Annotated in this window: 21 protein-coding genes; 15 read left to right on the top strand and 6 right to left on the bottom strand. The window is 62.0% G+C overall.

Translation table 11 applies throughout. The features are described 5' to 3' along the window. Positions 1–3 precede the first annotated feature (3 nt). The 15 genes from Q0603_RS15585 (at position 4) to fixJ (ending at position 16,968) form a co-directional block, all read left to right on the top strand. Positions 4–2,361 carry an aldehyde dehydrogenase family protein gene (locus Q0603_RS15585; protein ID WP_298727294.1) on the top strand — a complete coding sequence of 786 codons (2,358 nt, stop codon included), beginning with the start codon at positions 4–6 and terminating at the stop codon, positions 2,359–2,361. Then, positions 2,351–3,361: a BMP family ABC transporter substrate-binding protein gene (locus Q0603_RS15580; RefSeq protein ID WP_298727289.1), complete on the top strand. Its 1,011-nt coding sequence runs from the start codon at positions 2,351–2,353 to the stop codon at positions 3,359–3,361. Before Q0603_RS15585 ends, Q0603_RS15580 begins: the two co-directional genes overlap by 11 nt. 39 nt (positions 3,362–3,400) lie before the next feature. Beyond that, complete coding sequence (locus Q0603_RS15575; RefSeq protein ID WP_298727264.1) at positions 3,401–4,399, top strand: BMP family ABC transporter substrate-binding protein; 999 nt, start codon at positions 3,401–3,403, stop codon at positions 4,397–4,399. A gap of 10 nt (positions 4,400–4,409) precedes the next feature. Beyond that, positions 4,410–6,056 carry an ABC transporter ATP-binding protein gene (locus Q0603_RS15570; RefSeq protein ID WP_298727262.1) on the top strand — a complete coding sequence of 549 codons (1,647 nt, stop codon included), beginning with the start codon at positions 4,410–4,412 and terminating at the stop codon, positions 6,054–6,056. Next, positions 6,053–7,180: an ABC transporter permease gene (locus Q0603_RS15565; RefSeq protein ID WP_298727259.1), complete on the top strand. Its 1,128-nt coding sequence runs from the start codon at positions 6,053–6,055 to the stop codon at positions 7,178–7,180. The genes Q0603_RS15570 and Q0603_RS15565 overlap by 4 nt, the downstream gene beginning before the upstream one ends. 3 nt (positions 7,181–7,183) lie before the next feature. Beyond that, the gene (locus tag Q0603_RS15560; RefSeq protein WP_298727257.1) at positions 7,184–8,158 is read left to right on the top strand and encodes an ABC transporter permease; all 975 of its coding nucleotides are present in this window, start codon (positions 7,184–7,186) and stop codon (positions 8,156–8,158) included. A gap of 1 nt (position 8,159) precedes the next feature. Further along, positions 8,160–8,597, top strand: coding sequence for a cytidine deaminase (cdd, locus tag Q0603_RS15555; RefSeq protein WP_298727255.1), 438 nt, complete (start codon positions 8,160–8,162; stop codon positions 8,595–8,597). Beyond that, entirely contained in the window at positions 8,594–9,418 is an 825-nt protein-coding gene (locus tag Q0603_RS15550) for a purine-nucleoside phosphorylase (RefSeq protein WP_298727253.1), read from the top strand. The genes cdd and Q0603_RS15550 overlap by 4 nt, the downstream gene beginning before the upstream one ends. Continuing rightward, positions 9,418–10,776 (top strand): thymidine phosphorylase, encoded by a 1,359-nt coding sequence (deoA, locus tag Q0603_RS15545; RefSeq protein ID WP_298727252.1) that lies wholly within the window; start codon positions 9,418–9,420, stop codon positions 10,774–10,776. Before Q0603_RS15550 ends, deoA begins: the two co-directional genes overlap by 1 nt. 1 nt (position 10,777) lies before the next feature. Continuing rightward, positions 10,778–12,004 (top strand): phosphopentomutase, encoded by a 1,227-nt coding sequence (locus Q0603_RS15540; protein ID WP_298727251.1) that lies wholly within the window; start codon positions 10,778–10,780, stop codon positions 12,002–12,004. Then, on the top strand, positions 12,001–12,894 hold the full coding sequence (locus tag Q0603_RS15535; RefSeq protein WP_298727250.1) for a phytanoyl-CoA dioxygenase family protein: 894 nt from the start codon (positions 12,001–12,003) through the stop codon (positions 12,892–12,894). Before Q0603_RS15540 ends, Q0603_RS15535 begins: the two co-directional genes overlap by 4 nt. After that, positions 12,891–13,898, top strand: coding sequence for an adenosine deaminase (locus Q0603_RS15530; RefSeq protein WP_298727249.1), 1,008 nt, complete (start codon positions 12,891–12,893; stop codon positions 13,896–13,898). The genes Q0603_RS15535 and Q0603_RS15530 overlap by 4 nt, the downstream gene beginning before the upstream one ends. 16 nt (positions 13,899–13,914) lie before the next feature. Next, on the top strand, positions 13,915–14,784 hold the full coding sequence (locus tag Q0603_RS15525; protein ID WP_298727247.1) for a 5'-nucleotidase, lipoprotein e(P4) family: 870 nt from the start codon (positions 13,915–13,917) through the stop codon (positions 14,782–14,784). 190 nt (positions 14,785–14,974) lie between these two features. After that, on the top strand, positions 14,975–16,351 hold the full coding sequence (locus Q0603_RS15520) for a PAS domain S-box protein (protein ID WP_298727246.1): 1,377 nt from the start codon (positions 14,975–14,977) through the stop codon (positions 16,349–16,351). Further along, a complete protein-coding gene (fixJ, locus tag Q0603_RS15515; RefSeq protein ID WP_298727245.1) occupies positions 16,348–16,968 on the top strand; it encodes a response regulator FixJ in 621 nt (206 codons plus the stop codon). Before Q0603_RS15520 ends, fixJ begins: the two co-directional genes overlap by 4 nt. A 68-nt stretch (positions 16,969–17,036) precedes the next feature. Here fixJ and Q0603_RS15510 read toward each other — a convergent pair whose 3' ends face one another. From Q0603_RS15510 to preA, 6 genes are read right to left on the bottom strand one after another with little or no spacing between them, the layout of a single operon-like run. Continuing rightward, the gene (locus tag Q0603_RS15510) at positions 17,037–18,056 is read right to left on the bottom strand and encodes an ABC transporter substrate-binding protein (protein ID WP_298727244.1); all 1,020 of its coding nucleotides are present in this window, start codon (positions 18,054–18,056) and stop codon (positions 17,037–17,039) included. A gap of 36 nt (positions 18,057–18,092) precedes the next feature. Next, entirely contained in the window at positions 18,093–19,223 is a 1,131-nt protein-coding gene (locus tag Q0603_RS15505) for an ABC transporter permease (RefSeq protein WP_298727243.1), read from the bottom strand. Further along, a complete protein-coding gene (locus tag Q0603_RS15500; protein ID WP_298727242.1) occupies positions 19,220–20,134 on the bottom strand; it encodes an ABC transporter permease in 915 nt (304 codons plus the stop codon). The genes Q0603_RS15505 and Q0603_RS15500 overlap by 4 nt, the downstream gene beginning before the upstream one ends. Continuing rightward, entirely contained in the window at positions 20,131–20,952 is an 822-nt protein-coding gene (locus Q0603_RS15495; RefSeq protein WP_298727472.1) for an ABC transporter ATP-binding protein, read from the bottom strand. The genes Q0603_RS15500 and Q0603_RS15495 overlap by 4 nt, the downstream gene beginning before the upstream one ends. Positions 20,953–20,996: 44 nt before the next feature. Then, positions 20,997–22,232 (bottom strand): Zn-dependent hydrolase, encoded by a 1,236-nt coding sequence (locus Q0603_RS15490; RefSeq protein ID WP_298727241.1) that lies wholly within the window; start codon positions 22,230–22,232, stop codon positions 20,997–20,999. Between the two features lie 16 nt (positions 22,233–22,248). Continuing rightward, positions 22,249–23,526 (bottom strand): NAD-dependent dihydropyrimidine dehydrogenase subunit PreA, encoded by a 1,278-nt coding sequence (gene preA, locus Q0603_RS15485; protein ID WP_298727240.1) that lies wholly within the window; start codon positions 23,524–23,526, stop codon positions 22,249–22,251. Positions 23,527–23,528: the final 2 nt, after the last annotated feature.

Below are 23,528 nucleotides of genomic sequence, written 5' to 3'. Positions count from 1 at the left end.
CACATGAACGTCGCCGCGATATTCGACAGCATGGAATACGGCCCGACACCGGAAAGCGCCAAGGAGGCGCAAGCCTGGCTTGATCGGCATCAGCGCCGCTTTGGCCTGTTCGTCGATGGGGCCTGGCGCGAGGGCAGCAGCCATTTCGCTGCGCAAAATCCGGCCACGGGAGAGACACTGGCGCAGATCTCTCAAGCCTCCGCTGCCGATACCGATACCGCCGTCGATGCAGCACGCAAGGCGCAGGCTGGCTGGGCCAAGCTCGGCGGCCATGGCCGCGCGCGCCACCTTTATGCCCTGGCACGTCTGGTGCAAAAGCATGCTCGCCTATTCGCCGTACTGGAAACTCTCGATAACGGCAAGCCGATCCGCGAGACCCGCGACATCGATATTCCGCTGGTGGCGCGGCACTTCTACCACCATGCCGGCTGGGCGCAGCTGCTGGAGAGCGAATTCCCCGATCACGGCCCGGTCGGCGTCGCTGGCCAGATCATTCCGTGGAACTTCCCGCTTCTGATGCTGGCGTGGAAGATCGCGCCGGCCTTGGCTTGCGGAAATACTGTGGTGCTGAAGCCAGCAGAAGAAACCAGTCTGACAGCATTGCTGTTTGCCGAAATCTGCATCGAGGCCGGTCTGCCGAAAGGTGTCGTCAATATCGTCACCGGCGATGGCAGCGTAGGCGAACTGATTGTGCGCCATCCTGGCGTTGATAAGATCGCCTTCACCGGCTCGACAGAAGTGGGCCGCCTGATTCGTCAGGCGATGGCCGGCAGCGGGAAAAGGCTGAGCCTTGAGCTCGGCGGCAAGTCGCCGTTCATCCTCTTTGAAGACGCCGATATCGACAGCGCCATTGAAGGTCTGGTGGATGCGATCTGGTTCAACCAGGGCCAAGTTTGCTGCGCTGGATCGCGGCTGCTGGTGCAGGAAAGCATCGCCGAGGCGGTCTATGCAAAGCTGCGCGCCCGCATGGCGAAGCTGCGCGTTGGCGATCCGCTGGACAAATGCATCGATATCGGCGCCATCGTCTCGCCCAAGCAGCGGGAGCGCATCGACGCGCTGGTGCAGAGCGGCGTGAAGCAGGGCGCGCAGATTTATCAACCCGACAAGGCCTGTCCGCCTTCCGGCTGCTTCTATCCGCCAACCCTGCTGACCCAAGTTGCTCCGTCCATGACAGTGGCGCAGGAGGAAATCTTCGGTCCCGTGCTGGTCGGCATGACCTTCCGCACGCCGGGCGAGGCAGTGGCTTTGGCTAACAACACCCGCTATGGCTTGGCGGCCAGCGTGTGGAGCGAGAATATCAATCTGGCTTTGGATATCGCGCCGAAGCTGAAATGCGGCGTGGTGTGGATCAATTGTACCAACCAGTTCGACGCATCGTCGGGCTTTGGCGGTTACCGCGAGTCCGGCTTTGGCCGCGAGGGCGGCCGCGAAGGGATGGAGGAATATCTGAAGCCCTTGCCGCCGAAGAAGGCACCAAAGATTGCCGCACCCGCCAGCCCGCTGCCCGAGGCCGTGCCGTCCATCGACCGAACGGCAAAGCTTTATATCGGCGGCCAGCAGGCTCGGCCCGATGGCGGCTATAGTCGGCCCGTGCTGGACCCGAAGGGCAAGCTGCTCGGCCATGCCGGTGAGGGCAACCGCAAGGATATCCGCAATGCCGTGGAAGCCGCGCGCAAGGCGGAAAGCTGGTCTTTCGGCAATGCGCATCTGCGGGCGCAGATTCTTTATTACTGCGCCGAGAATCTGTCTGCCCGCACAGCCGAGTTTGCCGAACGCCTGCGGGCCATGACCGGCGCATCCAAAGCCGCAGCCGGTGCTGAAGTAGAGGCCGGCATCCGGCGTCTTTTTACCTATGCAGCCTGGGCCGACAAATATGACGGCGCCGTGCATAACCCGCCCCTGCGCGGCGTGGTGCTGGCGATGAACGAGCCGCAGGGCGTGATCGGCATGGCCTGCCCGGATGAGGCGCCTTTGCTGGGCTTCATCTCGCTCTGGGCGCCGGCGGTGGCGATGGGCAACCGTGTGGTGATCGTGCCTTCAGAACGGCATCCGCTGGCAGCCACCGATTTCTATCAGGTGCTCGATACCTCCGATATGCCGGGCGGTGTGGTCAATATCGTCACCGGCGCGCGCGACGCCCTGGCCCTGGTGCTGGCCGAGCATCTTGAGGTCGATGCCGTGTGGTATGCCGGCGGCGATGCCAAGACGACGAAGCGGATTGAGGCCGCTTCGGCGGAAGACGTAAAACGCACCTGGATCCTGCCGCAGATCGACTGGAGCGATGCACGTCAGGCGGAAGGCCGCGCCTTCCTGCGGCAGGCGGTGCAGGTGAAGAATATCTGGATTCCTTATGGCGAATGAGAAGCGCGTGATGAAGAAAGGCTTGATCGCTCTGGGTTTGCTGCTGGCGGCCGGCACGGCTGCCGCCGATGAGATCAAGCCGGCCATCGTCTATTCCATCGGCAACAAGTTCGACGGATCCTTCAACGAGGGCGCCTATCGCGGAATGGAGAAGTTCAAGGCCGATACCGGCATCGACTACCGCGATTTCGTCGTGTCCAACGAAACCCAGTTCGAGCAGGCGCATCGCCGTTTCGCCCAGCGCGGCCAGGATCCCATCGTCGGCGTTGGCTTCTTCCAGGCGGCGCCGGTCGCTGCGGTGGCCAAGGAATTTCCCAAGACACGTTTCATCGTGATCGACACCGTCGTCGACCTGCCCAATGTGCAGTCGGTGCTGTTCCGTGAGCATGAAGGCTCATTCCTGGTCGGCCTGCTGGCCGCCATGGCGTCGAAAAGCGGCGTGATCGGCATGGTAGGCGGCATGGATATCCCGCTGGTACGGCGCTTCTATTGCGGTTTCGAGCAGGGCGCCAAATACGCCAATCCGAAAATCACGGTGCTGTACAACTCCACCGGCAATACCCCGGCAGCCTGGACCGATCCCGGCCGCGCTGCCGAGCTTGCCAAGGGTCAGTTCGACCGTGGTGTCGATGTCGTCTTCGCCGCGGCGGGAACCTCGGGCCTCGGCGCGATGCAGGCCGCCAAGGATAACGGCAAGCTGACCATCGGGGTCGATTCCAATCAGAATCATCTACATCCCGGCACGGTGCTGACCTCGATGGTCAAGCGCGTCGATCTCGCCATATACAAAAGCTTCGCCGATGCCCGCGAGGGCAAATGGAAGCCGGGTGTGTCCGTGCTGGGTCTGAAGGAGGGCGGCGTCGACTGGGCGCTGGATGAGCATAACGCCAAGCTGATCTCGGCCGAAATGAGGGCCAAGGCAGACGAGGCCAAGGCCGGCATCATCGCCGGAATCATCAAGGTGCACGATTACATGAGCAATAACCGGTGCGACTACTAATAAGCCGGGGCATCGAACAGGGATAGAAGGACTGCGACAATGACCAAGATCATCCGCACGACCCTCGGCGCTGCCGCCATCGCTTTGATGGCGGCATCCGCGCAAGCCGCCGATATCAAGCCCGCCGTCGTCTATGACATGGGTGGAAAGTTCGACAAATCCTTCAACGAGGCGGCCTATATCGGCGCCGAGAAATTCAAGGCCGAAAGCAAGATCGGCTATGCCGATTTCGAGGTCAATAACGAAACCCAGTTCGAACAGGCGCATCGCCGCTTCGCGCAACGCGGCCAGGATCCGATCATTGGTGTGGGCTTTTCGCAGGCCAATGCAGTCGAGAAGGTGGCAAAGGAATTTCCCAATATCCGCTTCACCGTGATCGACAGTGTCGTCAAACTGGATAACGTCCAGTCGGTGCTGTTCAAGGAGCATGAAGGCTCCTTCCTTGTCGGCGTTGCGGCGGCGATGGCGAGCAAGAGCGGCAAGGTAGGTTTTATCGGCGGCATGGACATTCCGCTGATCCGCCGCTTCCAATGCGGCTACGAGCAGGGCGTGAAATATGCTAATCCGAATGCCGAGGTTCTGGCCAACATGACTGGCACCACGCCGACTGCCTGGAACGATCCGGGCCGTGGCAGCGAACTGGCCAAGGGCCAGTTCGACCGCGGCGTCGATGTAGTCTTCGCCGCTGCGGGCGGCACCGGCGTCGGCGTCTACCAGGCGGCGAAGGATCGGGGCAAGCTGGCGATCGGCGTCGATTCCAACCAGAACCATCTGCATCCCGGCACGATGCTGACCTCAATGGTCAAACGTGTCGACCTTGCCACCTATAACAGCTTCAAGGCTGCGCAGGATGGAAGCTGGAAGCCGGGCGTGACGGTGCTCGGCCTGAAGGAGGGCGGCGTTGACTGGGCGCTGGATGAGCATAACGCCAAGCTTGTCTCGACCGAGATGAAGGCGAAGATCGAGCAGGCCAAGGCAGACATCATCACTGGCAAGATCGTCGTACACGATTACATGAGCAATAACGCCTGCAAGTAAGCAGCAAGCGATGCCGGCCGTGATCCCCAGCGTGACGCGTGGAGAGGGGAGGAATGCCCCGCCCGCCATTGTACTGCGCGACATCCACAAGCATTTCGGGCTGGTGCATGCCAATCGCGGCGTGTCGCTGTCGGTGGCGGCCGGATCGATCACCGGGATCGTCGGCGAGAATGGTGCCGGGAAGTCGACCCTGATGAGCATCCTTTACGGGCTCTATGCCGCCGATAGCGGCGAGATTCTGGTGGATGGCCGTCCGGTGACGATAAGCAGCCCGCGCGATGCCATCGCCGCCGGAATCGGCATGGTGCACCAGCATTTCATGCTGGTGGACACCTTCACTGTGCTGGAGAATATCGTACTGGGCGCCGAGGATGGCCCATTGCTGCGCAGAAGCATCGCCAGCGCCCGGAAAGAGATCGAGCGGCTGGAGCGCGAATACGGCCTCAAGGTCGATCCGGATGCTCTGGTTGGCGATCTGCCGGTCGGCGAGCAGCAGCGCGTTGAAATCCTCAAAGTGCTCTATCGTGGCGCCAGCACACTGATCCTGGACGAGCCGACCGGCGTGCTGACACCGCAGGAGGCCGAGCAGCTTTTCCGCATTCTCCAGGCGCTGCGCGAGCGCGGCGTCACCGTGATCCTGATCACCCATAAGCTGCGCGAGATCATGGCGGTGACCGATGAGGTCTATGTCATGCGGCAGGGCCAGATCGTCGCGCATCGCCGCACGCAGTACACCAGCCGGGAGGAACTGGCGGAACTGATGGTGGGGCGCAAGGTGCGGCTCTCGCTCGACAAGCCGCCTTGCCGTCCTGGGCCGGCGCTGCTGAAGGCGCGGAATCTGAACTTGCGCGACAAACGCGGCTGCGTAGTCCTCAACAACGTTTCCCTCACTTTGAGGACGGGTGAGATCGTCGGCATCGCAGGTGTATCCGGCAATGGACAAAGCGAATTGCTGGAAGTTCTGTCGGGCATTCGTGCGCCGGATGGCGGCGAAATCGTCGTTGGCGACCGACATATCACGGCACAGGCGCCAGCGAGCCCGGCAGAGATGCGCCAGCTTGGTCTTGGTCACGTGCCGGAAGATCGTCACCGCTACGGCATGGTTGGCAGCTTTACCGCCGACGAAACAGCGATCCTCGGCTATCACCAGGATGCGCGTTTTAACAAAGGCCTGCTGCTGGACCGCCGCGCGATGAATGCGCATTGCGCCATGCTGATGGAAAACTACGACGTGCGTCCGCGCCGGCCGGATTTGAACTCGACCCATTTCTCCGGCGGCAACCAGCAGAAGCTGATCCTCGCCCGCGAGATCGAGCGAAATCCCAGAATCCTGCTGGTCGGCCAGCCGACCCGTGGCGTGGATATCGGTGCGATTGAGTTTATTCACCGCGAATTGCTGCGCATGCGGGAAGCCGGCTGTGCCATTCTGGTCGTCTCGGTCGAGCTGGACGAAATCATGTCGCTGGCCGATCGTATCCTGGTCATGGCCGGAGGGCAGATCACCGGCGAAGTGGACGGTGCCAGCGCCGATGAGCGTACGCTGGGCCTGATGATGGCAAATTGCTGGACGCCCGCCGCCGCTGAGACCTTAGTCACTGTAGATGCCGCTGAGGGGGCATCGGCTGCGCAATCGGGTCTGGCCTGGACAACGCCATGACCGCGCGCCATCCACTGCCCGCCTGGATCGATATCGGCGTGATCCCGATCGCCAATGTTCTACTGGCGCTGGTGGTTGCCGGGCTGATCGTGCTGGCAGTCGGTATCAATCCCTTCGAAGCCGTCTCGATCATGCTGTATGGCGCGCTGGGTTACCCTGAGGCCATCGGCTACACGCTGTATTACGCGACCAACTTTATTTTCACCGGTCTTGCGGTGGCCGTCGCTTTCCACGCCGGCTTGTTCAATATCGGCGGCGAAGGGCAGGCCTATATCGGCGGCCTGGGTGTTGCGCTGGTGATACTGGCGCTGGATCAGTTCCTGCCGGCGCCGATCCTGATCCCGCTGGGTATTCTGGGCGCTGCTGCCTTCGGTGCCGCCTGGGCTCTGGTGCCAGGCTATCTGCAGGCCTATCGCGGCAGTCATATCGTGATCACGACCATCATGTTCAACTTCATCGCCGCGGCGCTGATGGTCTATCTTACGGTGAATGTGCTGATAGCGCCAAACACCATGTCGCCGGAAACCCGCGCTTTCGCCGCCACTTCGCATCTGCCGCTGATACACGACATGCTCGGCGCCGTCGGCATCCCGATGGGCCGCTCACCGCTTAATCTTTCCATCGTCATTGGCCTGCTTTGCTGCATCGGCATCTGGATCTTTCTCTGGCATACGCGCTGGGGCTTTGCGCTGCGCGCCATGGGACAGAATGCCAATGCCGCCATCTATGCGGGCATTCCGGCAAAACAGATGATCCTGTTGGCCATGAGCCTGTCGGGCGCACTGGCCGGCATGATGGCGATCAATGAATTGATGGGCGTACAGCATCGCCTGATCATCAATTTCACGGCGGGATACGGCTTCACCGGCATTGCCGTGGCACTGATGGGGCGCAGCCATCCTTTTGGCGTGGCGCTGGCCAGCCTGCTGTTCGGCCTGCTGCAGCAGGGCGGTGCGGAGCTGGCTTTTGAGTTCCCGACGATCACCCGTGAGATGGTGGTGGTGATCCAGGGCCTGGTCATCCTGTTCTCGGGCGCGCTGGCCTATATGACCCGCCCGTGGTTCGAGGCCCTGTTCGCGCTGCTGCAGCGCAGCGGCTGGATCCAGGCGGCAGAGAAGGCTTAAGCGATGGGTGATTTCGTCACCGATATCGTCCCGATCCTGGCCGCCACGCTGCGGGTGGCGACGCCACTCATCCTCTGCGCCATGGGCGGACTGTTCTCCGAGCGTGCCGGCATTTTTGATATCGGCCTGGAAGGCAAGATGCTGGCAGGGGCTTTCGCCGCCGCCTCGGTGGCAGCATTTACCGGTTCGGCCTGGCTGGGCTTAGGAGCCGCCATTGTTGTTGCCCTAGCGCTGGCGCTGCTGCACGGTTTCGCCTGCATCACCTATCGCGGCAACCAGATCGTCTCCGGCGTGGCGATCAACATCCTGGTTTCCGGATTGACCATCGTTTTCGGCATGGCCTGGTTCAAGCGCGGCGGTCAGACGCCGTCGCTGGAGGCGGGTGCGCGGTTCATGCCAATCGAGTTTCTCGGCGCGGCGGCAATGCGGGATGTGCCGTTCATCGGTCCGGTTTATGCCGATCTGATCGGCGGGCATAACCTACTGGTCTATATAGCTTTGCTGGTCGTGCCGCTGGCCCATTGGGTTCTGACGGCCACGCGGTTTGGCTTGCGCCTGCGCGCCGTCGGAGAAATGCCGCTGGCAGTCGACACCGCGGGCATTTCCGTCTACTGGCTGCGCTATCGTGCCGTGCTGATCTGCGGATTGCTGACCGGCATCGCTGGCGCCTATCTGTCGATTGCCCAGAACGCAGCCTTCAGCCGCGACATGAGCGCAGGTCAGGGCTTCATCGCGCTGGCGGCGATGATCTTCGGTAAATGGCGGCCTTGGCCAGCCTTCGGCGCCTGCCTGATGTTCGGCTTCATCGATGCCACCGCGATCCGCCTGCAGGGTGTGCGGCTAGGCGATTTCGGCGAGGTACCGGTACAGGCGATCCAGGTGCTGCCCTATCTGTTGACGGTGATCCTGCTGGCCGGCTTCATGGGCCGCGCGGTGGCGCCCAAGGCGGGCGGCGTCGCTTACGTGAAAGAGCATTGATATGGCGGCCAGGAAGAAACCCGATCCGGAGATGCTGGCGCAGGCGCGGATCGCCCTGATGTGCGCTTATGCGCCTTATTCGCGGTTTCCGGTTGCGGCAGTTATCCGTGGCGCAAATGGCAAGCTCTATGCCGGATGCAATGTCGAGAATGCCGCCTATCCGCAAGGCTGGTGCGCGGAAACGTCGGCCATCGCCGCCATGATCATGGATGGGGAGCGCCGCATCCGCGCGGTGCTGGTGATGGGTGAGGGGAGCGAACTGGTCACGCCCTGCGGCGGCTGCCGCCAGCGATTGCGTGAATTTGCTACCGACAGCGTTCCCATCCATGTCTGCAGCTCGAAGGGCTGGCGCAAGACCTTCACCTTGGGCGAGCTGCTGCCGGCCTCCTTCGGTCCGAAGAACCTCGCCCCGAAGACGAAAAAGACGAGGAAGACATGAGCGATCAGGTCGGCCTCTCGGTGGCCGCGATCCGCACTGCAGCTCCCAGTTTTCAGCCGCGCATCGGCATCGTGCTGGGCTCCGGCCTGGGCGACTTCGCCGATGCAGCCGAACCGGTCGCGATCTTGTCCTACAGCGACCTGCCGGGCTTTCCGCGTCCTGGCGTTGGCGGTCATGCCGGACGCCTGGTGCTGGGCCATATAGAGAAAATGCCGGTCGCGCTGATGCTGGGCCGCACGCATTATTACGAACATGGCCGGCCGGACGGCATGCGGATTGCCATCGAATGCCTGAAGGCTATCGGCTGCGACATTCTGCTGCTGACCAATGCTGCCGGCAGTCTGCGACCCGAGATGCCGCCGGGCAGTATCATGCTGATCGAGGATCACATCAATTTCACCGGCGTCTCTCCATTGTTTGGCGAAAGCGGCGATGCTCGCTTCGTCGATATGGTGGAGGCCTACGATCCGGGGCTGCGCCAGCGTCTGCAGCATGCCGCAGAGCAGGCCGGCATCGCGCTGCATAGTGGCGTCTATATCTGGTTCTGCGGTCCGAATTTCGAAACGCCCGCTGAAATCCGAGCTGCGAAGATCCTGGGCGCCGATGCGGTTGGCATGTCGACCGTGCCGGAAGTGATCCTGGCCCGATATGTCGGGCTCAAGGTGGCAGCGATATCGATCATCACCAATCCGGCTGCCGGCATGGGCACGATGCCGTTGACACACGCACAGACCATGGCGGCAGGCAAGCGGGCCAGTGAGGATGTCTGCCGTCTGCTCACGGCATTTTTGGCAACTGAGGCAGCTGTGGAGAAAGTCTGATGCTGCTGCCGCAGGAGATCGTCCGCCGCAAACGCGATGGCGAAGAGCTGACGCCGGAGGAAATCGCCTTCGTGGTCCACGGCATCGCCGATGGCAGCTTGAGCGAAGGCCAGATAGCGGCATTTGCCATGGCGGTATTCTTTCGCGGCATGACCATGCCCGAGCGGATCGCTTTGACCCGTGAGATGACGGCATCCGGTCGCGTGATCGATTGGAGCTGCTTGCAGCTTCCAGGGCCGGTGCTGGACAAGCATTCCTCCGGTGGCGTCGGCGACAAGGTCAGTCTCATGCTGGCTCCCATCGTAGCCGCCTGTGGCGGTTTTGTGCCGATGATCTCCGGTCGCGGGCTGGGGCATACTGGTGGCACGCTGGACAAGCTTTCGGCCATTCCCGGCTACGGCACCAACCCCGATATTCCCCTGTTCCAGAAGGTCGTGAAGGAGGTCGGTTGCGCGATCATCGGGCAGACCGACGATCTTGCGCCGGCGGACCGGCGTTTCTATGCCATCCGCGACGTAACGGGGACGGTGGAATCGATCGCGCTGATTACGACATCGATCCTGTCGAAGAAGCTTGCTGCTGGACTGGGGGGCCTGGTGATGGATGTGAAGGCGGGGTCGGGCGCCTTTGCCACCGAGCGGAGCATGGCGCGGGAATTGGCTGAAAGCATCGTCACGGTGGCAAACAGTGCCGGTCTGCCTACGACGGCATTGATCACGGATATGGACCAGGTGCTGGGGCATGCGGCGGGCAATGCGGTCGAGGTGGCGGAAACGGTGGCCTATCTGACTCATCCCCCCAGCCGCGATGCGCGTCTGCATGAGGTGGTGATTGCGCTGGCCGCCGAGATGCTGGTGATTGGCAAGCTGGCGGCCACCATGGATGAAGGCCGGCAGAAGGCGGAGGCTGCTCTGGACAGTGGCCGTGCAGCAGAAATCTTCGAGCGCATGGTCGCCGCTCTGGGCGGACCGAAGGATTTCCTTTCAAATGCTCAGCAGTATCTGCCGACGGCGCCGATCGTCCGACCCTGTCCCGCGCCGAAAAGCGGCTTTGTCACGCAAATGGATACACGGGCGGTCGGCGTGGCTGTTATCGGCCTAGGTGGCGGACGTCAGAAGACCAGCGACGGTATCGACCTTTCGGTTGGCCTGACCCATATCCTGCCGGTAGGCCGGGCCGTGGCCGCGGGCGAGCCTTTGGCGATGGTGCATGCCGCCGACGCGGGCGCCGCCGAGAGGGCCATCGCCGAACTGCAGAGAGTCATTCAAATCGAAGCAGTCGCGCCGCCTCTGCGGCCCGTCATTTTCGACCGGGTGGCTTTGGCTGATATCGGCGATAATGCCAGGCAGGAGCGGTAGTATGACACGCGCCTTCATCTTGGTGATGGATTCCTTCGGCGTCGGCGCCACGCCCGATGCGGCGAAATATGGCGATGCCGGTGCCGATACGCTGGGCCATATCGCGGAAGCCTGCAGTCAGGGCAAGGCTGACCGGCCGGGCTTGCGTTCTGGCCCGTTGCATCTGCCCAATTTAAGCCGTCTGGGATTAGGTCTGGCCGCCAAACATGGCAGTGGCCGTATTCCTCCAGGACTGGATGTTGCAAAGATCACTGGCGCCTATGGCTGTGCGGCGGAGCGCAGCGTGGGCAAGGACACGCCGAGCGGCCACTGGGAAATCGCCGGCTTGCCGGTGTCCTTCGACTGGGGCCTGTTTCCGCGCACCAGGCCCTGTTTCCCGGAAGAGCTGATCGCGGCTCTGGTGAAACGCTGTGATCTTCCCGGCATCCTCGGCAACTGCCATGCTTCCGGCACCGAGATCATCAAGGAACTGGGCGAGGAGCATATCCGCACCGGCAAGCCGATTTGCTACACCTCCGCCGATTCCGTGTTCCAGATTGCCGCGCACGAGCAGCATTTCGGGCTGCAGCGGCTATACGATGTCTGTAAAGCGGCGAAGGAACAGCTTGGACCATACAATATCGGCCGCGTCATCGCCCGGCCCTTTGTGGGCGAGAGCGTCGAGACCTTTACCCGCACCGCCAACCGCAAGGACCTGACCACGCCGCCTCATGGCGATACCTTGCTGGATCGCCTGACAGCCAGCGGCGGCAATGTGATCTCGGTGGGCAAGATTGCTGACATCTTCGCCCATAAGGGCATCACCAAGCTGGTGAAGGGCGAGAACAACATGGCATTGTTCGACGCCATGCTGGCGGAAGCGGATAGTGCGCCGGACGGATCGCTGATCTTCGTCAACTTCGTCGATTTCGATACGCTCTATGGCCATCGGCGCGATATCGCCGGTTATGCGGCGGCGCTGGAGGCATTCGATCGCCGACTTTCCGAGCTGGAGGCAAAGCTGCGGCCGGGCGATCTGGCCTTGATCACTGCCGATCATGGTTGCGACCCGACCTGGACCGGCACGGATCATACACGCGAGTATGTGCCGATGCTGTGGTTCGGGCCGGAGATCAAGGCAGCGCGCGATCTTGGCCGCCGGGCCACGTTCGCCGATATGGGGCAAACCTTGGCGCGGCATTTCAGGATCGCCCCGCTGGAATTCGGCGAGGCCTGCGCGCTGACATGACTGCCGCTGCCGCCAATGCCCGCCACCGGCCGCGGCGCTTCAAGGTGCGGGACGACGCCGTGGATGCAGCGGCACTGGAAGCATACGCACGCGACGGTTTTCTGATCTTGGAGGATTTCGTCAGCTCCGCCGATTGCGACGCGCTGCAGATGCGTGCTGCCGAACTGGTGGACGGCTTCGATCCGGCCGAGACAAGGACCATTTTCTCGACCATTGACCAGAAGCATGCGCAGGATCGCTACTTTCTGGACTCCGGCGACGCGATCCACTTCTTCTTCGAGGATGGTGCATTCGATGCAGAAGGCCGTCTGACCACAGACAAGTCGCTGGCGCTGAACAAGATTGGCCATGCACTGCATGATCTCGATCCGGTTTTCGATCGCATCTCGCGCGGGCCGCGTTTTGCCATGCTGGCAAAAGCCATCGGTTTGCAGGAGCCGCTGCTGCTGCAATCCATGTATATCTTCAAACAGCCCTATATCGGCGGCGAAGTGGACTGGCATCAGGATTCCACCTTTCTCTATACGACTCCTTTGAGCACCGTGGGCTTCTGGCTGGCGCTGGACGACGCCACCACTGAAAATGGATGCCTCTTCGCTCCGGCGGGCGGCCATCGGGGACTGTTGCGTAAGCGGTTCATCCGCGAGGGCATGACAACGCAGGTGGAGGTATTGGACGAAAAGCCATGGCCGAACCAGGTGCCGGTGCCGCTGGAAGTGCCGCGCGGCAGTCTGATCGTCCTGCACGGATTATTGCCGCATGCCAGCGGCGCCAATCATTCGTCGAAACCCCGTCATGCCTATACGCTGCATCTGATCGATGGCGTGGCAGACTACGCGGCCGATAACTGGCTGCAGCGCCCCCGCCTGCCGCTGCGGGGCTTCTCATGACCACGCTGACGGTGCTGCCCAAGGCGGAGCTGCATTGCCATATCGAAGGCGCGGCTGCGCCGGATCTGGTCCGCCGCATCGCCGAGCGCAATGGCGTTGCCTTGCCTGACAGCCTGTTTACGGCAGATGGCCGTTATGTCTGGAACGACTTCCAGTCTTTCCTCGCAGCCTACGATCTTGCGAGTTCCGTCCTGCGCCGGCCGGAGGATTATCGCGACATCATGTACCGTTATCTCGCCGATTGCGCCGCCGAAGGTGCGATCTATGTCGAGGTCTTTTCCTCGCCCGATCATGCCGCGGCAGTAGGGATGAGCTATGCCGATCATCTTGCCGGTCTGATCGCAGCTATTGATGCAGCCAAGGCAGAATTCGGCATAACAGGCCGTATCATCGTCACCTGTGTGCGCCATCTCGGTCCGGACCGCGCACTGGAAGTAGCACGCACGATGGTGTCCGAGCCGCATCCTTACGTCGTCGGTTTCGGCATGGGCGGCGATGAGCGGCAATACGATGTTGCGGATTTCCTGCCGGCCTTCCGTATGGCCGCCGATGCCGGTTACGGCTGCACCGTTCATGCCGGCGAGGTCGCTGGCCCGGACAGCGTGCGCGAGGCGATCACGCGCCTGCCGGTCACCCGCATCGGCCATGGCGTCCGCGCCGCCGAAAATCCGCGCCTGCTGGACGATCTGGCAAAACGCGGCATCGTGCTGGAGGTCTGCCCGGGCAGCAATCTGGCGCTTGGGCTGTATCCCAATGCCGAAGCACATCCCTTGCGCCGTCTGGTCGAGGCCGGCTGCCGCGTGACACTGAATTCCGACGATCCGCCTTTCTTCGGCACCTCGATCGGAAAGGAATATGCCGATGCGGCCAGCGTCTTCGGCCTGGAGGCGGAGACTTTGCGCAGGATCACCGAGACGGCGCTGGATGCCGCCTTCGTGGACGATGAAACGCGGCAGGAGTTGAGACAGCGCGCCGCGCAGTTTGCATATCAGCCAACATCATAGGGACAGGAGAAGACGCATGCTCACGTTTTCGATGCTGCGGCCGAAAGTTATCTCGGTCGGACTGGCCTTGCTCATATCGGCCTGCGCGGCGGCGCCCCAGCCAGAGGTGACGACTGTTCCGCCGCATGACAACCTCAATGCCGCATTGTGGATGCAGAACTCGGTCGAATACCGGGCCAGTGCCGCCGCAGCCTACGCCCTGGCGCGGCAGCGCCTGGAGCAGGCTCTGGCCGACAAGACCTGGACGGCGGCGCCGGAAGAGCAGACCGGCAATTTCCAGAACCTTCCACCGGCTGTGGTCATGGATCTGGATGAGACGGCCTTGGACAATTCCGCCTACCAGTCCTGGATGGTGCTGAACAATCAGACCTTCAATCCGAAGACCTGGACGCAGTTCGTCAATGCGGAAATCTCCACGCCGGTGGAGGGCGCAGTCGATTTCGTCATTTATGCCGAATCGCGTGGTGTGAAGGTCTTCTATGTCACCAACCGCACGGCTGAGGAGGAACCGGCAACGCGCCGCCTGATGAAGCGGTTCGGCTTCCCGGTGGATGGCCCGGTCGATACGCTGCTCACCGCGCGCGAGCGGCCGGAATGGGGCTCAGCCAAAAGCACGCGGCGCGCCTATATCGCCAAGGATTACCGGATCCTGCTGAATATTGGTGACAATTTCGGCGACTTCAGCGATGCCTACCGCGGCAGCATGGCGGACCGCCAGAAGGTTTACGAGGATAACCGGCAGCGCTGGGGCCGCGAATGGATCATGCTGCCCAACCCCAGCTATGGCTCATTCGAATCGGCGCCCTTTGGCCATAACTACAAGCTGAGCGCAGACGAGCAGCGGGCCGCCAAGCGCAGCGCTCTCAAGGCCTGGTCCGGCCAGTAAGGCAAGTCATCCGCCCGGACCCGGCCAGGGGCCGGGGAATGCTTTTTTCTTGGTTATGTCTTTGTTGTAACGGCGATTTCCGCCTTGAGATTTTTCAAGGGCCTAAGCTAAGGTCGGAGGCAGCGTCTCGATACGATTCTCAAGGTAGTGGGGGAGTGGAGCGGCCGCGACAATTGGCTCCCACCATGAAATGAAAACATTCCGTCCCGTTGCATTTTTCATTGCGATCATCGCCACCCTTAGCCTGCTAGTGGCCGCCCTCTACGTGGCCAGCCAGCGGGGTGCGGGCGAATTGTCGTGGCTGCTGGTCGGCCTGCTGGTCACCGTGCCGGTCCTGATCGTCCTGGGCGTTGGATATCGGGGGCTGTCCCGGGCCGAGCGGCAGGTCGTCGAACAGGCCGAGGCCCTGCGCCAGGGCGCCGAAGCCTACGAACTGACCCGGGAGTCGGAACGTGACGCCGCGGAGCGTTTCCGTGCCGTTATCGACAATGCGCATGACGCCATCGTCGCCATCGATTCCAAGGGCAGCATCGAAACCTTCAACAAAGCCGCGGTTCGCATCTTTGGCTATCAGCCGGAAGAGGTGATCGGCCAGAATGTGAAGCTATTGATGCCAGAGCCTTACCGCGACGCCCACGACAAATATATCCACAACTACGTAACGACGGGCGTTGCCAAGATCATCGGCACCGGACGCGAAGTGCAGGCGGTGCGCAAGGACGGCACGGTATTTCCAATCGATCTGTCGGTCGGCGAGATGGCGATCGGCGACCGGCGCGGCTTCATCGGCGTCATCCGCGATATCACCGAGCGTCATGTGGCTGAACGGCGTGTTCAGGAGCTGACCACGGAACTGGTCCATGTCTCGCGCCTTAATGCCATGGGGCAATTCTCATCCTCGCTGGCGCACGAGCTGAACCAGCCGCTGACGGCGATCATGAACTACACGGAAGCGGCCCGACAGCTGCTGGCGAATGCCAAGATCGAGGTGCCGCCGCGGGTGCTCGAATTCATCGAGAAGGCATCCGGTCAAGCCGATCGGGCGGGGCAGATCATCCGCCGCTTGCGCAGCTTCGTGGAAAAAGGCGCGGTGGAGCGAGCGCCGGAGCACCTGAACAAGGTGGTCGAGGAAGCCAGCATGCTGGCAACCGTCGGCAGCCGTGTGGACGGCATCAAGGTGACGCTCGATCTGCCAGCCGACTTGCCGCCGGTGTATATCGACAAGATTCAGATCCAGCAGGTCGTGGTCAATCTGGTGCGCAATGCCATCGAGGTGCTGCGCCGCGCCGAGCGTCGCGAACTGGTCATCAAGGTGACCAAGCACGACAACGGCGACCAGGAAGTGACGATCAGCGATACGGGCCCTGGTATCCCGCCCGAGATTGCCGATCAGCTGTTCAAGCCTTTCGTGACAACGAAGAAGGATGGCATGGGGATTGGCTTGTCGATCAGTCGTTCGATCATCGATGGACATGGCGGCCGGATCTGGGTTGAAAACAATCCAGGCGGCGGAGCGACCTTCCGCTTCATCCTGCCGGCGCTGCCCGCAGAAGAGGCGATAGCATGACGGCGGCGACGATTTTCGTCGTCGATGACGACGAGGCGGTTCGCGAATCCCTGCAGGCCGTGCTGGAGGCAGCGGGCTTCACAGTGCGGGGGTTCGGATCGGCGGAGGCTTTCCTCGATGCCCTGCAGCCGGGCCAGACCGGCTGCGTATTGCTTGACATGCGCATGCCCGGCATGGACGGGCTGACCCTGCTGGAGCGTCTGGCTTCCCACTATAGCGGCCTGCCGACCATCATGGTGACAGGCCATGCCGATGTGCCGCTGGCGGTGAAGGCCATGAAGGTGGGCGCCGTCGACTTCGTCGAGAAGCCCTATACGAATACGGAAATCCTAGGAGCCGTGCAGCGCGCGCTGGAAAAGCCGCGCCAGGCGGGTTTCGCGACAGGCGAAGAGGACAACAAGTTAGGTGAGCTGATCGCCAGTCTGACGCCCCGCGAGCGGGATGTGCTGGAGCAGCTGGTGATCGGGCATCCGAACAAGATCATCGCCCATGAACTCCAGATCAGCCCCCGCACGGTGGAGATTCATCGCGCCAATCTGATGAAGAAGATGCAGGCCGAAAGCCTATCGCATCTGGTTCGCATGGCGCTGTCGGCCGGGATCGGCGTGCGGCGATGAAAAAGCGGCGATGCAAAGCACCGCCGCTCCCCCTCAACCCCTTAAGCGGGGCTCCCTGTTAAGTCAGCTTACTTGATATACTTCTTCGAAGCTTCGAAGACCGCATGGGTCCACGCGCCTTCGGGTTTCTTGGTGATTACCGGATCGGATTTGACCGATAGCAGGATGTTCACCGTGCGCTCGTAATCCGCGGGATCCAGATAGCCGGTGCCCATCTTTGATCCTTCGACCAGCTTGGCAACCTCGCTCATCATGCGCTTCTGATGCTTCTCGGTCTGCGCGCCGGTGGTGTCGTTTTCCAGCACGATCATCGCAGCCCCATCCGGGTTTTTCACGGCCCAGTCCCAGCCGCGGTTGGAAGCAGCGACAAAGCGCGCCAGCTTGTCGACATAGGCCGGATCGCCCAGCTTGCTGCCATTGGCGTAGATGCCGTCTTCCAGGGTTCCGACACCCTGTTCGCTATACTTGAAGACGATCAGATCGTCCGGCTTAAAGCCGGCATCGATCACCTGCCAATACTCATTGTAGGTCATGGTCGAAATGCAGTCGGCCTGCTTCTGGATCAGCGGATCCACATTAAAGCCCTGCTTCAGCACCTTCACGCCCTTGGCGCTTCCATCGGTCGGCACGCCAAGCTTGGCCATCCAGGTGAGGAAGGGATATTCGTTGCCGTAGAACCACACACCCAGCGTGCGGCCGGGAAAGTCGGCCGGGCCCTTCACCCCGCTGGCCTTCGCGCAGGTCAGCATCATGCCGGACTTCTGGAAGGTCTGCGACACGTTGACCAGCGGCACGCCCTTCTCTCGGCTCGCCAGCGCCGAAGGCATCCAGTCGATGATCGCATCGGCACCGCCGGCAGCCATCACCTGCGGCGGCGCGATATCGGGCCCGCCAGGCTTCACCGTGACGTCGAGATTGACGTCCTTGTAGAAGCCTTTGTCCTTGGCGACGTAATAGCCGGCGAACTGAGCCTGGGTTACCCATTTCAACTGAATGGTGAACCTATCGGCGGCCTGCGCCGATCCGACTGTGGCGGCCAGGCCCAGGGCAGCGCCCAAGGCCAGACCTAATGTTGAAAAACGCATCATCTTCTTCTCCTCTCCTGTTTGAATCCAAACTGCTTGTTATGGCCTGCGGAAAGACGGATGCCAGAAGGTTAGCCAGCGCTCGGCAAGTGCAATCAGCCCATAGCTCAACGAGCCGGCCAGGGCGGCAACCGCAATGGTTGCCCAGACTACCGGAATGTTCATGCGGCCCACTTCGGTGGAAATGCGGAAGCCCATGCCGAGGATCGGCGTACCGAAGAATTCGGCGACGATGGCGCCGATCAGCGCCAGGGTCGAATTCACTTTCAGGGCGTTGAAAATGAAGGGCAGGGCGGCAGGCAGACGCGCACGCAGCAGCGTCTGCCGGTATGTGGCTGCATAGGTCGCCATCAGGTCGCGTTCGATGCGGCTCAAGGCGTTCAGCCCGGCAATGGTATTCACTAGCATCGGGAAGAAGGTCATGATCACGACCACGGCAGCCTTGGATTGCCAGTCGAAGCCGAACCACATCACCATGATCGGCGCGATGCCGATGATGGGAAGCGCGCTGACCAGATTGCCGATGGGCAGCAGGCCGCGCTGCAGGAAGGGAACGCGATCGACGAGTACACCGACCAGTAAGCCCGCCGCCGATCCCAAGACAAAGCCCGGAATGACGGCCCGAATGAAAGTCTGGACGAAATCGGCAGCCAGGGTCGCGCTGGCTGTAACCAGGGCATCACCAATCTGGCTTGGCGCAGGCAGCAGCACGGCCGGGACGTCGAAGCCGACAACTGCCATCTCCCACAGGAACAGAAGCCACAGACCGAAAACCAGCGGCGCGGCCGCCAGGGAGAGTGCACCACGGCGGTCCGCCAGTGCCGTGCTGATCCGCTCAAGGCCGCGCCAGACCAGAAGGCCGTGGCCGATCAAGGCAAGCCATAGGCCGGGCGCGCCGACACCATGCGCGCCATCGGCCATCAGCCGATGTAACCCGATGGCGCCAAGCAGGCTTCCCGCAACACAGATGATTGCACTGTAACGCGGCGGGAGCTTGCAAAGGAACAGCAGCAGCATTGTGCCCAAGGCCGCCAGCCAGAGCAGCAGCGGGCTGAGATGCAGAGGCCATTGTCCCAACCGCCCTAGCGGCAGAAATAGAGCGACGATGCCACAGAGAAGGGCAACGGCCAGGATGCTGTCGCGTCGGCGGGCGATATTACGGCTGCTCATGGCGTCCCGCCAAAGCGGCGGTCGATGCCGCGCTGGATCATGCCGATCACGCCGACGCAGCCGCCGGCAAGAATGGCGGCCATGATCAAGGCCGACCAGATTTGCACGGTCTGACCGTAATATGACCCCGCCAGCAGGCGCGCCCCGAGGCCAGCCTGGGCCCCCGTCGGTAGTTCGCCGACTATGGCACCGACCACCGACAGCGAAATGGCGACCTTCAGGCTGGTGAACAAGAAAGGCAGCGAGGCGGGCAGGCGAAGAAAGCGCAGTGTCTGCCGGGTTGTCGCATTATAGGTACGCATAAGATCCAGGTGGATCGGCTCGGGCGAGGTCAGGCCCTTCACCATGCCGATGGCGACTGGAAAGAAGCAGAGATAGGCGGAGATGATCGCCTTCGGCGCCAGGCCGACCACACCGAAAGAGCCGAGCACGACGATGATCATCGGCGCTATCGCCAGGATGGGGATGGTTTGCGAGGCGATGATCCAGGGCATCATGGCCCGCTCCAGGGCAGCCACGTGAACGATCACGATTGCCAAACCGATGCCCAGCAATGTACCGAGCACGAAGCCCAGAAGGGCGGCCTCCAGCGTCACCCAGGCGTGATAGACGAGACTGCGACGGGAGGTGATGCTGGTCTGGAAAACGCTTTTGTTGAAATCGGCGGCCACCTGATGGGGCGCGGGCAAAACCGGCCGTTCCATCGACATGGCATCGGCGACAAGCTCCGAGAAACTCCACTCGGTGCGGCCGGCACGTTCGTACCGGTCCAGCAGCGGCCCGGCATTCATTTTCACCGTGCCGGCGTACCATATGACAATGATGAGCAGCAGGATCGCGCAGACCGAAAGCGCGGTGCTGCCGCCGAAGCGGACAAGCGGCCGCCAGGGCAGGGCTGTGGCGAGCGTCATGTATGGTCTTCGTAGCTATGGCCAGCGCGCAGCCCCTCGCGAACCCGGTGCGCGATGGCAGCGAATTCTGGGCTTTCGCGGATTTCGAGGCTGCGGTCCCGTGGCAGGTTGCTGTCGATCACATCGATGATGCGACCCGGGCGAGGGCTCATCACCACGATCTTAGTGGAAAGGAATACCGCTTCAGGGATTGAATGGGTGACGAACAGCAAAGTCTTGCCGGTGCGACGCCAGAGACCGAGCAATTGCTCGTTCAGATGGTCGCGGATGATCTCGTCCAGCGCGCCGAAGGGTTCGTCCATCAGCAGCAGTTCGGGATCGAAGGACAGCGCCCGGGCAATCGAAACGCGCTGCTGCATGCCGCCGGAAAGCTGCCAGGGAAACTTCTTCTCAAACCCGGTGAGATTGACAAGCTCCAGCACGCGCTGGGCGCGGGCCAGCCGCTCGGCCTTGCTCAGGCCCATGATTTCCAGCGGTAAAGTGATGTTGCGCTGAATATTGCGCCAGGGATAAAGCGCCGGTGCCTGGAAGACATAACCATAGGCACGGTCAAGCCGCGCGGTTTCAGGCGAAACGCCGTTCACCTTGACCTCGCCTGAGGTCACTTTCTGTAGGTCCGCGATCACCCGCAGCAAAGTAGTCTTGCCGCAGCCGCTGGGGCCGATGAAGGAGACGAACTCGCCGCGCGCGATGGTGAGGTTGACGTCCGACAGGGCATAGACCGGCGTATCGGCGGTCTGGAACGTCAGGTTGACACCGCTGATTTCCACCGCGGGCACGGACGCCAGCGTCTCCACTGGCGCCGCCTGGTTCGACATGTCATGCGCTGCCATCAATACGGCCATTGCGGGTGTCATCTTTGTCAGGCCGCATGTTCCAGCATGGCGCGCAGCAGCACATTGCAGCCGGCCGCCAGGTCCGCGGGCGTCGCAGACTCGATTTCATTATGGCTGATGCCGTCGGCGCAGGGCACGAAAATCATGCCGGTCGGTGCCACGCGATTGATGTATCCGGCATCGTGACCGGCACCCGAGACGATATCCATATGCGGATAGCCGGCTTCATCAGCCGCCTTGCGGACGGCCTCAATGCAGCCCTTGTCGTAATGCACCGCGGGCGAATTCCAGATTTCCTTGCATTCATATTGCAGGTCCAGATCGTCGCAGACCTCGGCAACCGTCGCTTCCAGTTCGGCCTTCATTTCGAGCAGAACCTCATCCTGCGGATGCCGCAGGTCGACCGAGAAGAAGACCGAACCCGGAATGGTGTTGCGCGAATTGGGGCTGACCTTGACCAGGCCGACCGTGGAAACGCCAGGTTTGTGGTCCAGAGCGATCTTGTTGATGCGGTCGACGATGCGGGCGCAACCCAGCATCGCGTCTTTGCGGCGATTCATCGGCGTGGTGCCAGCATGGCTTTCCGTGCCGGTCAGCGTCACCTCGAACCAGCGCATGCCCTGGATGCCCTGTACAATGCCGATGGTGCGTTTCTCGGCTTCCAGGATCGGACCCTGTTCGATATGGGCCTCGAAAAAGGCCTTGAACTTGCGGCCGCCGACCGGGGCGTCGCCGAAATAGCCGATCCGTTTCAGCTCTTCGCCCATGGTCTTGCCGTCGAGATCGGCCCGGCTATGGCCGTATTCCTCGGTGAAGACCCCGGCGAAGACGCCGGAAGCGACCATGGCGGGCGCAAACCGCGAACCTTCTTCATTGGTCCAGACCGAAACTTCGATGGGAGCCTCGGTCTCGAACTTGTAGTCGTTGAGCGTGCGGATCACCTCAAGGCCCGCCAGCACGCCATAGACGCCGTCAAACTTGCCGCCGGTCGGCTGAGTGTCGAGATGGCTGCCCGTTACCACCGGCGGCAGATCGTTGTTCCGGCCCGGCCGGCGGGCAAAGATATTGCCCATGCGATCCACGGTGATGGTGCAGCCGGCTTCCTTGCACCAGCGCACGAAGAGGTCGCGTCCCTGTTTGTCCAGATCGGTCAGGGCCAGCCGCGCGCAACCGCCTTTTGGCGTGGCGCCGATCTTGGCCATTTCCATCAGGCTTTCCCACAGGCGGTCCTGATTGACCTGAATATTCTTCACATTCGCCATTCCTGACTCCTTGGCGTTATTCGGCCGCGTGCCGCATCGGATTGTTGGGATGCTGCGTCCAGTTGAGACTGGTCTTTCCGTCATCGACGCGCTTCATGCTTATGCAGCCGTCTACCGGGCAGACATGCATGCAAAGATTGCAACCGACGCAATCCTCATTCACAACAAAATACTTGCGCGCGCCTTCCACGCGTTCGGCTCGGATCGCCTGATGCGAGGTATCCTCGCAGGCGATATGGCACAGGCCGCATTTGATGCATTTGTCCTGATCGATCTCGGCGACAATCTGGTAGTTCAGATTGAGATACTGCCAGGCAGTGACATTCGGCACCGCCTTGCCGCGGAACTCGCCGATGCTGCGATACCCCTTGGCATCCATCCAGCGCTGTAGTCCGTCGACCATGTCATCGACGATGCGGAAGCCGTAATGCATCGCGGCCGTGCAGACCTGGACGCTGCCGGCATCCAGCGCGATGTACTCGGCCGCATCATGCCAGCTTTCGATGCCGCCGATGCCGGAGATCGGGATCTTGTTGCATTCCGGATCACGCGCGATCTCGGCCACCATGTTCAGCGCAATGGGCTTGACCGCCGGGCCGCAATAGCCGCCATGGGTTCCCTTGCCGTCTACAGTCGGCATCGGGGCCATCTGGTCGAGGTCGATGGCCATGATGGAATTCACGGTATTGATCAGGCTGACGGCATCGGCGCCGCCGCGCACCGCAGCCCGCGCCGGACCCAGGATATTGGTGACATTCGGCGTCAGCTTCACGATCACCGGCATGCGACTATGCTGCTTGCACCAGCGCGTGACCATTTCTACATAGTCTGGAACCTGGCCGACCGCCGCGCCCATGCCGCGCTCTGACATGCCATGCGGGCAGCCGAAATTAAGCTCAACGCCATCGGCCTCGGTTTCCTCCACCCGCTTGAGGATCTCCTTCCAGGCATCCTCGGTGCAAGGCACCATCAGCGAGACCACCAGCGCCCGGTCCGGCCAGTCCCGCTTTACCTGCTTGATCTCCTGGAGATTGACCTCCAGCGGCCGGTCGGTGATCAGTTCGATATTGTTCAGGCCCGCGATGCGGTTGCCCTTGTAGGATAAGGCGCCATAGCGTGACGAAGCATTCACCACCGGCGGGCCGTCTTCGCCCAGAGTTTTCCAGACTACGCCGCCCCAGCCGGCCTTGAAGGCGCGCACGACGTTATAAGCCTTGTCGGTCGGCGGGGCCGAAGCGAGCCAGAATGGATTCGGCGCCTTGATGCCGGCGAAGTTGATCGAAAGGTCGGCCATTG

Origin of the sequence: uncultured Ferrovibrio sp. (genome assembly GCF_937960835.1) — a bacterium.
Taxonomy (GTDB): domain Bacteria; phylum Pseudomonadota; class Alphaproteobacteria; order Ferrovibrionales; family Ferrovibrionaceae; genus Ferrovibrio.
This window is presented reverse-complemented; position numbering and strand designations above follow the sequence as displayed.